Here is a 12,670-nt window from a genome sequence, read left to right on the forward strand (position 1 = left end):
TCTCCACCTCTATTCCTTCACTGCCGCTGCCACGATCCCCTGTTCCAGATAATCCTGCCCGCCCAGAAAAATGAAAAGAGCCGGCAGAAGAACCACCACGGAAGCCGCAAACGCTGCCGGCGCTTCCAAAAGCCCGATATCCGGCAGATACAGGGAAAGGGGCCATAATTCTTTATTTTTCAAAAATGTAAGGGGCTGTTCAATGAGATTCCAGCACTCCAGAAATCCCAGTACCATGGCGGAACAGATACCCCCGGATCCCAGGGGAAGCCCCAGATGCAGGAATATCTTCCACTCTCCTGCACCGTCTATCCTTGCAGATTCCACCACAGCCTCCGGTATGCCCGTAAAGAACCGGTACATGATAAACACCGGAAATGTGGAGAACGCCCCCGGAAGGATCACTGCCCAGAGGGTATCCATAAGCCCCATCTGATCCAGCACCAGATAATTGGAGAGCATGGTCACCTGGAAGGGCATCATCATCAGTGTCACATACACGGTGAACACTGCTCTCTTAAACGGAAATTCAAATCTGGCAAATCCCCATGCCGCAGGCACACCTGCCAGGAGCTGCCCCAAAAGGATTCCCGCTGTAATACGAACGGAATTCCAGAACATTATAAAATATCCGGGAGAATCCAGCAAAAGCTCCACATATGCCCGCAGGGTGGGATACATGGGAAAGAGACGAAATGCCGCGTACCCGCCCCCTTTTGCCAGAACCGGCGCCAGATATCCGGCCAGCTCCTGCTTTCCCATCAGGGAACCTGCCGCAAGAAACAACACCGGATACGCTGCCAGCAGTGCAAAGAATCCCAGAATAACCAAAATAACTTTCTTCATTCCTCCATCAACCCTCTCTCCCCCAAGCTCTCTGCAGAAGCAGGATAAGTATCAGAACAGCCAGAAACGTAAGCACTGCCCCGGCTGCCATCTTATCAAGCGAAAGCTCCCTGAACCAGTTGTTAAACACATGCTGCAGCAGATACATACTGTCATGGGGATAATCCCCGGCCACCAGATATGCCTCCCGGAACACCTTGAAGGAATTCAGGAAAGAGAGCACCGTGATGGTATAGAATACAGGCAGAAGATTCGGCAGTGTGATCCTGAAAAAGCAGTCCAGACTGCCGGCACCATCCACCCTTGCCGCCTCATACAGATTGTCCGGTATAGCAGCCAGACCTGCGCTCCACAGTATAATGTCATACCCCATATTCTTCCACAGATAACTGACAACCAGCACCCAGAACGCTGCGCTGCTGTTCATCCAGTCCAGTGACGGCAGGTGCACCATACTGCAGAAAGCACTCAAAAACCCCTGGCTGTGAAATAAAAACTTCCATAAAAGTACTATGGACGCCACCGGGACCGCCATGGGAATCAGATAAAAGTTTTTCAAAAGCTTCCCCCTTTTCCCTGCGCCTGTGAGCAGCACCGCGATTCCCAGGGAGAAAAGCAGCAGAACCGGAATACAGATAAACGCAAACCGCATGGTATTCTTCACTGCCAGCAGAAAGGCTGAATTGTGAAACAGCTCCAGATAATTGCCGATTCCTTTAAACTCCATCCCCATGGCATCCAGAAAGGACCGCCTGATCACATCCGCAAAGGGTATCAGGACAAACAGCGCCACACCGCCGAGGCTTGGCAGCAGAAAGACTGCTGCCGCCCTGTTCTTTTTCCTTATTCCCGCTTTCTTTCTGCCGTGACGCCTCATTGCCTTCTCCCCTTTACTCAGCCAGATAGAGATTGACCTTCTGTATGATATTGCTGCATGCCTCGTCCAGGCCCAGGCCTTCATTCAGGTATTTTTCCCCCTGCTCTTTGACCGCGTTCCATATGGTATCATCCGTGGAAGCCGGTACCTCCGCCTGTTCAAGAAGCGCTTTCAGCCCGTCCAGTTCTTCTTCGCCGGGCCATCCTAAGTTTACGGATGACATACTGCCTGAACTGTCAGACATCGTGATGGACGCACCTCCTGCTGCGTCATCCCCTCCGCCGCCGTAGGTGGTTTTCGCAAATTCCATTGCCTTCTCATACCCCTTCTGATTGATGGGGAAGGCTGCGTTTAAGGTGCCCTGTACCTCCACGCCCAGCAGGGCTTTCAGGAAATCGGAGGCAAGCTCTTTCTCCTTGCTCTTGCTGCTGATTCCCACACTCTGGTAGGGAAGAAATACACTTTTACCCTCTGATTTCAGTTCTGTGTAGTCCAGACCACAGGCTTGATTTACCCCCAGGATCTCCACAAGCTGTGACACGGAGCCGATCCACCCCGCGCCCGCCTTGGACTGCTGGGAGAGCAGCACCATAGACTGCAGGCGCAGTCCGTCCAGGTTTGACGCGACCCCTTCTGCTGCACTGAAGTACCCTATGGTATTTTCCTGTTCTTCCTGGGTGATGGGTTCCCCATATAGTTTTTTCATGTTTTCCAGAAAAGCTTTCAGCGCCTCTTCATTCAGAGTGCCGTCCTCATTTCTCATAGCCGCGTTCTCCAGGTTGTAGAATATCTCCAGAAAATCAGAGGAATCTGTGGGAATCATAATGCGCCCTGTATGGGGATTTTCTTCCCTTATCTCTGCGATCTGCTCTGCCAGTGTGTTCATGCTTTCGGCTGCATTTACAACGGCTTCGTCACCCTGGACAACAGGGAGTAAGAAGCCCAGCGGCACTGCGTAGATCTTGTCATCCTTCTCAAAGGTCCTCATGATATTTTCAAACAGTCCGTCTTCCCGGCTGACTGCTTCCACAGTGCCTGTAATATCCTCCAGAAGCCCCTTCTGAATATAATTCTCCACAGGCATGCCGTCCAGGATCAGGATATCCGGTCCCTTTCCTGCCATGATATCGGTATTCAGGGAGCGCAGGGCATCGGAAGCGGTGACGGAATCCTCGCCGCTCATACCAATCTCCAGGTCCACATACACATCCGGATTTTGCTTCTGGTATACGGAGATTGCCTGTCTCAGCACAGAGCAGTCTTCCAGAGAATACACCTTGATCTCCTTTTCCGGCACAGAAGACGTGTCAGCGGAGTAAGAATAGCGGTAAATCTTGTACTCCGCGTCCACGGAGCAGGCCACAAGGAAGCTGTCATCATCCATAACGGCCAGGGAAATGAGCATGGTCTTTGGATTTCCGATGGATGTCAGGCTTCCGTTCACTGCCTGCTCTACCACCGTGCCGCCCAAAATGTGCCGGTAAATGCCGCTCCCTGCACAGTAGAACAGCTTATCTTCCTCTTTCCCATACCCAAAGACCATGCTGTTTCTCAACTTTTTCTGTTCGGTCTCCATCTCTTTTAAAAGCTCATCAGAAAGCGCCTGATCTGCCTCCGCGGATTCCCCGGTGTTCATATCATAGGCTTTCAGCCCCTTGTCTGTGAGCAGCAGCAGCGTATCTTCTGTATTGGTAACCTGTTGGATTGTCTCACCCGGCTGGATGTTCTGCTCCACATGTCCGCTTTCCGGGTCGATCACGCACACCGTTCCGTATGTATATGTGGCGATCAGCTTTCCGCTGTCAGAAAATGCGATCCCGGTGATGACTTTCATGTCATCTGTCTTTTCCCCATCAAGGTTCAGGGCTTTCAGGGATTCCCCCTTCTTTGCATACAGAAGGGAAAAGCTCTGGGATACCATTACCTCAGACGCCTCAGGCATGGCAGATACGGCTATATCTCCCTCTTTACTGATGCAGGCCCAGTCTATGTAAGCACAGTCGGCAAGTCCCAGTCCTTCCGGCAGCATATCCTCCTCCCAGCTTTTGCCCAAATCCGCTGACTTCCACAGACAGCGCTCACCCGTCTCCTTATCCTCTGTCAAAAGTGACAGGCTGTTGTCATTCAGTCTCTCCATTGCCAGGACCCTGCCTGTATTTCCCGGAAGGGATACCTCCTCCTCCAGATAACGGCCCATGGCGCCTTTCCCGCTCTCATCCTCTGTTTGTTTTCCGCACCCTGCAAGCCCTGCCACGGCAATGGCAAGAGCTGCTGTCAGACAGACTGCTTTTTTGATATATCGGTTCATGTTTCTCCTCCTGTCTTTCATTTGCGTTTATCTTATCATTCCATTCTCTAAACATTCTCTAAGATTCCCTCTAATTTTTCTTTCATTTTTAGAGATAACTTAAAGATTCCTGTGTTATACTTCTAAATAAAATGAAAGACCGGAGGATATTTTTCTCATGAGAATATTGATAATAGAAGACGACCGCAAGCTCTGTGACTCCCTGAAATTCCAGTTGGAAAAGGAGGGGATACTGACGGATCTGTGTTACGACGGGGAAGATGGCCTGGATTATATCAGGCAGCGCACCCATGATCTGGTCCTTCTGGACCGAATGCTCCCCTCTATGGACGGCCTTACTGTCCTGGAAAAAATACGCGCGGAGGGTATTTCCACTCCTGTCATCCTTGTCACCGCACTGGGAGAACTCTCCGATAAGATCACGGGACTCAACCAAGGGGCAGATGATTATCTGGTAAAACCCTATGATTTCCAGGAACTTCTGGCGCGCATCCGCTGTATTGCCCGCCGTCCGGTCAACCTGGAGCTGTCCGATGAGATCACCTTTGGGGATGTGACATACCGCCCTGCTCCAAAACAGCTCCTCTGCGGTTCCAAGGTTCTGGTACTGTCAAAACGTGAGGGCGCGCTTCTTGAGTTTCTGCTCCGTAATCCGGGACAGACGCTTCCCAGGCTCACCATCCTGTCCCGCGTCTGGGGCCCCAACGCGGAGGTGGAGGAGGGCAATCTGGATAACTATATCCACTTTATCCGCCGCCGTCTCCGGACAGTCGGAAGCGCACTCACTCTGCGCACAGTCCGGGGCATCGGCTACTGCCTGGAGGTAACCCATGAATAAAAAAGAAGACCGTCCCCCCCATCCCCTGCTGTTCCGCAAAATGCGGATACGCCTCACCCTTCTCTGCCTTGCGGTCACAGGCGTTATTCTGGCTGCCGCCACCTGTCTGTGTCTCTATTTCTCCGAGTCAGGCATTGCGAAAAACGGCAGCACTTCCTTTACCAACAGCCTGAATTCCATGCTCACCCAGTTGGAAAGCCAGAACACCATTACCCTTCAGTGGATCGCCGGTATCGAGAAGAACCACAATACCATTCTCTCCCTGTTCGACAACGGCCAGCCCCTCTTTTACCAGGAGCTGCGCAGAACCCGGGAGGAAAAGGATGTCATATCCCTTGCAAAAGAAACCGCCTCCCGGGACTACGGGCTGGATCTGGATGCCGCGAATGCCTCCTCCCTTTTGTCCAAACATGTGGAATTCCGGTTAAAACCAAAGGGCGGGCAGGAGTATTACGCCTCCGTCATACTGCTTCCCAGGACAAACGGCCATTTAAGCGCTGTCATCCTGCAGTCTCTGGAGGCACAGAAAACCCAGATTTACGGACAGCGCCTTGTCTTTCTGGGGGCAGACAGCGCTGCGCTTCTCCTCCTCGCCGTCTTTTTCTGGTTCTTCACAGGAAGGACCCTGGCTCCTCTGGAAGAAAACCGCAGACAGCAGGCACAGTTCATAGCCTCTGCCTCCCATGAACTCCGCTCCCCCCTGGCAGTTATACTCTCCTGCCTGACTGCCTCCCAGAAAGCTGCACCTGAGGAGGCCGCCCGCTTTACAGAGACTATCCAGCTTGAGGGAAAGCGTATGTCACGCCTGATTGATGACATGCTGCAGCTTGCCGGTGCGGATGCCTGCTCCTGGAATCTGGAGCCGGCTCCGGTACCGCCCGACACCCTGCTCCTGGAGACATATGAAAAATATGAGTATCTTGCCAGAGAAAAGGGACTCTGCCTAAGTATCCGTCTGCCTGAGGAGGAATGCCCGCCTGTTCTCTGCGACGAAGAACGGATCTCCCAGGTACTCTCCATCCTCATGGACAATGCCCTCAGTTACACACCTGCGTCCGGCCATATCACCCTTACACTGTCCTTTACTGCCAATCATGTCTCCCTGTCTGTTGCCGATGACGGCCCCGGTATTCCGGACTCGTTTAAAAAGCAGGTGTTCCAGCGTTTTTTCCGCCAGGACAAGGCCCACACCAGCAAAGAACATTTCGGACTTGGCTTAAGCATTGCCAGGGAGATCATAAAGATTCACAGAGGACGGCTGATCCTGTCCGATACACCGGGCGGAGGGGCCACCTTTACCATTATTTTAAGGACAGCACCATCCTGATTCTGCTTGCATCCTGCCGGCATACGGATTATAATTATTTTACCGGAAAAAGAATGAGATAAATAAAAGGAGAAAACAAATGGAAAAAATCGCAAGCTTTACCATTGACCATATAAAACTGCAGCCGGGCATCTATGTTTCCCGGAAAGATTACGTGGGACAGGAAGTCATCACCACCTTTGACATCCGCATGACCTCCCCCAATGAGGAGCCTGTCATGAACACAGCGGAAGTCCACACGATCGAACACCTGGCCGCCACCTTCCTGAGAAATCACGGGGAATTCGGAAGCAAGATCATCTATTTCGGTCCTATGGGCTGCCGCACAGGTTTTTATCTGCTGCTGGCAGGATATTATGAGTCTTCTGATATTGTGGAGCTTTTAAAAGAAATGTTTGCATTTATCCGCGATTTTAAAGATGAGGTTCCCGGAGCGTCCCCAAAAGACTGCGGCAATTATCTGGATATGAATCTGGGTATGGCCAATTATCTGGCGAAAAAATATCTGGATGAGGTGCTGGACCATATCGGCCCTGACCGTCTTGTATATCCCAATTAAATAAGAGTCCGCATCGGACTCCACATTCTAACCCTTCCGGCCACGGTGTCTCACCTGACCGGAAGGGCTGCTGTTTTCACTGTGTACCCGGCAGCACGCTTCGCGATGTTTTCAAAACTCCCCCATCTCGTCACAGTAAAAGCAATAGCTGTCCTTACCGGATTCCTTAGCCTTATAGAGGGCCACATCTGCATATTTTCCTATGGAATTCTTATCCCCTGTGCGGTGCTTTGGATAAAAAGCCACCCCCACGGACAAGGAAAGCTGCATTCCCCCGTACTCTTCCTTCTTTACATGCGCCAGAATCTCTTTCAGAATGGGTTCCAGTTGTTCTTCCCTGTCCATCCCCGGCAGAAACATGCAGAATTCATCGCCTCCGTATCTGGCGGTGATGGTTCCTTCCGGAACAGATTCCGTGAGTATTTTGGCTATCTTCATCAGAGCGATATCCCCATAAGCATGGCCTCTTGTGTCATTGATCCGTTTAAAATCATCCACATCCATCAGGCAGTACGCGCCGCATTTTCCGCCCTGCATAAAATAGGAAAACACTGCCCGCTCAAACGCCTGGCGGTTCAGCAGATTTGTCATGGCATCATGAGACGCCTGATGCTGCATCTCCAGTTCATGCATTTTTTTATCGTGGATATCCAGAATCGCTCCCACCGCGCCGCCTGCCCCGTGTGGCAGCATGAGGCTCATGGTAAACCAGCGGTATTCCCGGTTTCCTTCCGGCCTGAGGCGGAAATCACATGTGATATTCTCTCTCTTATTTACGGAAGCGCTTCTGAGCGCCTCGATATTAAAATTCTGGTAGAGGTCTATCTTCTCCTCTTCATAGACATTATCCAGAATAAACTGTTCCAGGAATTTCTCGTAATCGTACAGGATTCCCGCTTTCAGCTTTACCGACAGGGAGCCTGTATGAAAAAATAATATCTGGTTATTCTTTATGTCCACCTCAAAAATCACGGTATAGACCAATCCTGTCACCACCTTTCAAATCAACATATCTCGTAACTGCTCTTATGCACGGCCGGCGCATGTGTTGTGCCGGCCTGTCCGGACAATCACCGAATATCTATTATAATACAACAATATAACACTATTGTAAACAACAATTGTTGGCTTATAATTTTATACCCATTGGGGCATAATATAGTGCATATACTGGTATATGAATGATCCGAACAGTGTCATAAATGGCATGTGCCATATTTACCATATTTTATGCAATGCTGTATATGTATCTCATAGAAAAGGGAGGTTTCTTATGAACATTGGTGAAAATCTGGCCCGGCTGCGCAAAGATAAACAGATAAGTGTCTATAAGCTCTCTCAATTAAGCGATGTCTCCATTAACTATATCAGGAGAGTGGAAAAGGGCGAGAGTGTACCCAGCATAGAAATTCTAACCGCACTGCTGTCTCCCCTTGGAATGCGTCTCTCGGAATTTTTCAATGAGGAATCTGAAAAATCCAATATTCTTTACCCCTCACCCTGTGAAGCGGAACTGGTTCGTCTCTATCGCCAGTTAAACAAAGAACAGGCAGGGGTACTTCTCAATCTGGCAAAGCTTCTCGCACAAAAATGAGCAGAAAGTATGCTGTGCACACTTTCTGCCCATAATCTCATTCTGCATTTCCTTTTATTCTTCTGTCTTCCAATGACTGTCTGCTGTCATAGTCATGGAGCTGCAGTTCTTCGCCCACATCACAGAGAAATACTTCCTCCGGATGCCTTTTCAGCACTTTCTTCCCTCCTGTATCTCCCTTTAGACCCATCAGCTCCGGTACATAACTCTCATGAAAAATAACCGGATTTCCCGTCGTGTCTCCGCTTGCAAGACATCCGATCTTCTTTCCGCTCCTTAAAAATCCATCCAGAAAACGGTTCACGGTATCTGCCCTCAGATGGGGCTGGTCAGCCACAAAAAAGCAGTAAAAATGTTCCTCTGTCCCGTCAGTTTTGTCCGCCTCCCTGCTTTTTTTAATGCCCAGCTTCAAAGAGGAGGAAATACCCTCCGCACTCTCCCGGTTTTCCGCGGGACAAAATCCGTATTCTCCGGCTGTCTCCAGAATCCGGGCATACTGGCTCACCACGCAGACAGAGGCAATATCCCTTCTGACCGCCTTCAGTGTCCTGAAGATTTCCATGGGATACTGATACATGGGCCTGCCATCCAGTTCAAAGAGCAGTTTATTCTCCCCAAACCGCCTGGAAAAGCCTGCGGCCAGAAGGATCAGATGGATTCTCCCATTGGCCCGCACAGGGTCAGAAGGCCTTCCAAACACAGGTACACTGGTATTTTTCTGCAGTTCCTCCACAGCCGCCGCGTCCTCTGTCTGGTTCAGCAGGATCATCTGCGCCGCATCCGGAAACTGCCTTTTCAGGGGCTGTACATATCCCGCCTCCAAAAGCCGCCCGGCAAGTCCCGGTGTCAGTATCCGTTCTGCCAAAGAACCGTCCCTGCTGTCTTCTGCCGGACCTCTGTTTTCTGTCTCCAAGAGCAGTTTTTCTGCCTCCTCCATTCGGAAGCAGACCCGGCAAAGAGGCCTGCCCATCGCAGGCATACCCGCCAGGATCATAATATGCGTTGTCTCCTTTCTGATCACCGGTTCATGGGAGGCCGGAACTTTAAAGGGATGGCGCTTTGAGCCGTCCGCCTCTATGACAGCCGCGTCAAAATAAGTCAGCACTGCGCCAAAAACCTCCTCCGGCAGTGCCCGCATCTTCATGCCTCCCGGGCCGGACGTGCCGGCTGTCACGATGGGGGATCTCTCCAGAGCTGCCGCTATCTCTTCCGGGGATTGGTCAATGGCGCTGTTTCTCCCCAAAAAGTTCGGATGCTCCATATGGGTGGTGGTAGTGACCAGAACCTTTTTCCCTTCTCCTGCCAGTTCCTCCGCCAACAGATAGGCGCAGGTGGTCTTCCCTCCTGCGCCCACAAGGGAGATCACCGGTTTTTCCGGCCATCTCCCTGTACTTTTCAGCATATCCAACAGCATTTTCTTCATTTCAATACACCCTTTTCAAAGGCACTGACCAGTTCCAGTACACTGCCCGCAATACATCTGGCTTTATCTGAGATCAGGGTACAGTGCGCCCCGGATTCCTCCCTGGGATCCACATCCGCGGACTTGAAATGCTCTGTCACCCGGTAGCCGTCCGGCAGTATACCCCGGAGCACACCGGAGATCACGGTTCTCTGCGGATAACGCTGTCCATCCGAAGTCTCCACATATCCTACCGGGGTTCCTGCCTCCACCCAGTCACCGATGGATGCCTCTGCCCAAAATACACCGGCCCGGTCCGAGTGGATCACCCTCTCTTTTCCGCAGCCGCCGATCATTCCCGGAACCCCTGTATTTGGTATGGCAAAGCCCTTATTCAGTATTCTGCCCAGATAATGCCCCCGCTTTGTCTCAACCACATAATCCACATCACGCCCGGCCTCAAATCCCGGCCCAAGGGCAATGGTCAGTTCTGCCATATCCCTTGTGGTACCCAGATTCCGTTTTGCCAGAATCCCGTCCACAAGAACCTCCGGCCGCAATGTATCAAGAGAGCTGCACGCAGGGTCCACCAAAAGGACAGGGGCCAGAGGCGCCGCCAAAGCGAGAGCCGCCTCAGCACTCTCCACCCTTCTGCACACCATACCCTCCACTTCTGTCTCCCCGTCATAAACAGCCTGGGAAAAAGCCACCAGCCTGCGGATCGCGGATGGCCTGTCAGTCTCCAGAATGACGACAGGATATCCGCTTCTGCTGAGACGATGAATGGTCCCTGTTGCCAGATCGCCGCCTCCTCTTACTACAATTGGTCTCATAATCCGTTCTCCTAACCAGCCTTATGCTGCTCTATGGACGTATGATCTTACCGGCATCTGCCTGTTTTTCCACAATCTCATACATATTAGTCACTCTGCCCACTGCCAGTTTTTCCGTGATTCCGTAATGGTTCAGACAGGTTCCGCAGGTGAGGATCTCCACGCCTTCCCCGTCCAGCTTTTTCAAATCTTCCAGAGACTCAGAATCCTCACAGGACAGATAGGCACCGCCATTGTATAACAGTACCGTTTTCGGAAGTTTCGGAAGCTGTGTCAGGGCATAGATAAATCCTTTCATCAGTATTTTCCCCAGAACCTCATCCCCGTTTCCCATCTCTCTCGAGGAGATGACCACAACGGTATTGTCCGCGGCGGGAATCGAACAGGTCACCGGGATTTCTGTCTGCGTCTTATTTTCATTTTCTCCGGTCACGGTTATTCTCACGCTGTATTCTTTTTCCCCCAGCTTTTCGGAGGCATATTCCGCACCTTGTGATGCCGCCAGTTTTCGCAGATTTTCCACTGCCATCTCATTGTCCACTGTGATGAGGACTACATCATTCCGGCCGCAGGCGTCCATGGCCTTTTTTGCTAATATCACCGGCTTCGGGCAGGCAAGTCCTTTTGCGTCTATTCTCTGTTCCATATGTCACCCTTTCGTAACCGTTCAGATACCTGAGCTGTTACACCTTTTTCTATTTTACTGAGGCGCCGTATACTTCTGTCTGGGCACATATCTGCCCGCTTTTTTCACCTGTACGGTACCTTCGTCTACTACAAGAGTACCATGCAAATAAACTTTGTCAATACATCCTTTTATTTTTGTTCCCTCAAAGGGGGCATAATCCATGGCATAGTGCTGGGTATCCGCGGAGATCACAGCTTCCTTTTCCGGGTCCAGTATGACCAGATCCGCTGTGCTTCCCGCGGCGATGCATCCTTTCTGCGGGTACATGCCATAGAGTTTAGCCGGGTTTTCAGACAGAACGCGGCACATCTGTTCCGGGGATATCCTTCCTTCCCTCACCCCGTATGTGTAGAGTAAAGTTCCCCTTGTCTCCACACCCGGCATGCCGTTTGGTATCTTTGTAAAGTCCTCTTTTCCCATGGCTTTCTGCCCGGTGGTAAAACTGCAGTGGTCCGTGGATACGGTCTGGATACGGTCCTCCTTTAATGCTTTCCAGAGGCATTCCTGATCCTTTTTCTTTCGGAGGGGCGGAGAGATGACGTATTTTGCCGCCTCCGCGCCGCCCTGCACATAGAGGCTGTCATCCATGAGCAGATACTGAGGACAGGTCTCCGCGTATACTTCCTGCCCGCCGGCTCTGGCCTGCTCGATCTCCCGGTACGCCTCCTCACAGGTGAGATGCACCACAATAATGGGTGTTCCCGCAGTTCGCGCTGTCACAAGCAGGCGGTGCACAGCCTCAGCTTCAAGCTGGGCAGGGCGCACCCTGGGATGTGTGTCGGCATCCAGCCTGCCCTGTGATCTCGCTTCCCGGATCAGAGCGTCAATGATATCCGCATTTTCACAGTGCACTCCGGCGATTCCGCCCATATCGTGCAGCCGTTTCAGAACCTCGTAGATCTCACCGTCATTCAGCTTCATGGCAGGATATGTCATATACAGCTTAAAGGTGGTTACCCCCGCCTCGATCATATCCTTTATCTGGGCCGATGTCTCCTCATTCCAGTCAGAAATAGCCATGTGGAATCCGTAATCACAGGAAGATCTTCCGTCTGCCTTTTTATGCCAGTTTGCAAGGGCCTCCCGCAGCGTCTCCCCCTTATTCTGTGTGGCAAAGTCAACGATGGTGGTGGTCCCTCCGGCTATGGCGGCAAGGGTTCCGCTTTCAAAATCATCCGCCGTTACGGTGCCGGACACCTCCAGGTCAAAATGGGTATGAGCGTCTATGAATCCCGGAAACACCAGCTTTCCTTCCAGATCCACCACTTCATCCGCTTCCTCAGGAGATATCTCCGTATCCACCCTGCAGATAATCTCCCCGTCAAGAAGGATATCTTTTTTTCCGCTTTCCTGTCCGCTTACAACCGTTCCGTTCTGTAAAAGCAGCTTCATATGACC

12 protein-coding genes are annotated in these 12,670 nt (G+C 51.5%); 4 read left to right on the plus strand and 8 right to left on the minus strand.

Translation table 11 applies throughout. The features are described 5' to 3' along the window. Window positions 1-9 precede the first annotated feature (9 nt). From WMO65_RS06330 to WMO65_RS06340, 3 genes are read right to left on the minus strand one after another with little or no spacing between them, the layout of a single operon-like run. Entirely contained in the window at window positions 10-846 is an 837-nt protein-coding gene (locus tag WMO65_RS06330; protein WP_148392205.1) for a carbohydrate ABC transporter permease, read from the minus strand. 7 nt (window positions 847-853) lie between these two features. Beyond that, window positions 854-1,723 (minus strand): carbohydrate ABC transporter permease, encoded by an 870-nt coding sequence (locus tag WMO65_RS06335; protein ID WP_148392204.1) that lies wholly within the window; start codon window positions 1,721-1,723, stop codon window positions 854-856. Window positions 1,724-1,736: 13 nt separating this feature from the next. After that, window positions 1,737-4,031 carry an ABC transporter substrate-binding protein gene (locus WMO65_RS06340; RefSeq protein WP_349063861.1) on the minus strand — a complete coding sequence of 765 codons (2,295 nt, stop codon included), beginning with the start codon at window positions 4,029-4,031 and terminating at the stop codon, window positions 1,737-1,739. A 157-nt stretch (window positions 4,032-4,188) separates the two neighbouring features. Here WMO65_RS06340 and WMO65_RS06345 point away from each other — a divergent pair, with 157 nt between their 5' ends. The 3 genes from WMO65_RS06345 to WMO65_RS06355 all read left to right on the plus strand — a co-directional run bounded on the left by WMO65_RS06345 (window position 4,189) and on the right by WMO65_RS06355 (window position 6,755). Beyond that, the gene (locus tag WMO65_RS06345) at window positions 4,189-4,869 is read left to right on the plus strand and encodes a response regulator transcription factor (RefSeq protein WP_103731475.1); all 681 of its coding nucleotides are present in this window, start codon (window positions 4,189-4,191) and stop codon (window positions 4,867-4,869) included. Further along, complete coding sequence (locus WMO65_RS06350) at window positions 4,862-6,196, plus strand: sensor histidine kinase (RefSeq protein WP_227210603.1); 1,335 nt, start codon at window positions 4,862-4,864, stop codon at window positions 6,194-6,196. The genes WMO65_RS06345 and WMO65_RS06350 overlap by 8 nt, the downstream gene beginning before the upstream one ends. 79 nt (window positions 6,197-6,275) lie before the next feature. Continuing rightward, window positions 6,276-6,755: an S-ribosylhomocysteine lyase gene (locus WMO65_RS06355; RefSeq protein WP_148392198.1), complete on the plus strand. Its 480-nt coding sequence runs from the start codon at window positions 6,276-6,278 to the stop codon at window positions 6,753-6,755. A 111-nt stretch (window positions 6,756-6,866) separates the two neighbouring features. On the opposite strand, the gene WMO65_RS06360 is transcribed toward WMO65_RS06355, so the two are convergent. Further along, window positions 6,867-7,739 (minus strand): GGDEF domain-containing protein, encoded by an 873-nt coding sequence (locus WMO65_RS06360; protein WP_103731478.1) that lies wholly within the window; start codon window positions 7,737-7,739, stop codon window positions 6,867-6,869. Between the two features lie 289 nt (window positions 7,740-8,028). Here WMO65_RS06360 and WMO65_RS06365 point away from each other — a divergent pair, with 289 nt between their 5' ends. Further along, on the plus strand, window positions 8,029-8,349 hold the full coding sequence (locus tag WMO65_RS06365) for a helix-turn-helix domain-containing protein (RefSeq protein WP_033142952.1): 321 nt from the start codon (window positions 8,029-8,031) through the stop codon (window positions 8,347-8,349). Between the two features lie 37 nt (window positions 8,350-8,386). On the opposite strand, the gene yqeC is transcribed toward WMO65_RS06365, so the two are convergent. Genes yqeC through hydA form a run of 4 tightly spaced genes read right to left on the minus strand, consistent with a single transcriptional unit; the run spans window position 8,387 to window position 12,664 of the window. Then, window positions 8,387-9,772 carry a selenium cofactor biosynthesis protein YqeC gene (gene yqeC / locus WMO65_RS06370; protein WP_148392196.1) on the minus strand — a complete coding sequence of 462 codons (1,386 nt, stop codon included), beginning with the start codon at window positions 9,770-9,772 and terminating at the stop codon, window positions 8,387-8,389. Further along, entirely contained in the window at window positions 9,769-10,584 is an 816-nt protein-coding gene (yqeB, locus tag WMO65_RS06375; protein WP_103731480.1) for a selenium-dependent molybdenum cofactor biosynthesis protein YqeB, read from the minus strand. Before yqeB ends, yqeC begins: the two co-directional genes overlap by 4 nt. A gap of 31 nt (window positions 10,585-10,615) precedes the next feature. Beyond that, the gene (yedF, locus tag WMO65_RS06380) at window positions 10,616-11,230 is read right to left on the minus strand and encodes a sulfurtransferase-like selenium metabolism protein YedF (protein ID WP_033142950.1); all 615 of its coding nucleotides are present in this window, start codon (window positions 11,228-11,230) and stop codon (window positions 10,616-10,618) included. A 54-nt stretch (window positions 11,231-11,284) separates the two neighbouring features. After that, a complete protein-coding gene (gene hydA / locus WMO65_RS06385) occupies window positions 11,285-12,664 on the minus strand; it encodes a dihydropyrimidinase (protein ID WP_148392194.1) in 1,380 nt (459 codons plus the stop codon). Window positions 12,665-12,670: the final 6 nt, after the last annotated feature.

Source organism: Blautia caccae, assembly GCF_040095955.1.
In the GTDB taxonomy this organism is placed as follows: Bacteria; Bacillota; Clostridia; order Lachnospirales; family Lachnospiraceae; genus Blautia; species Blautia celeris.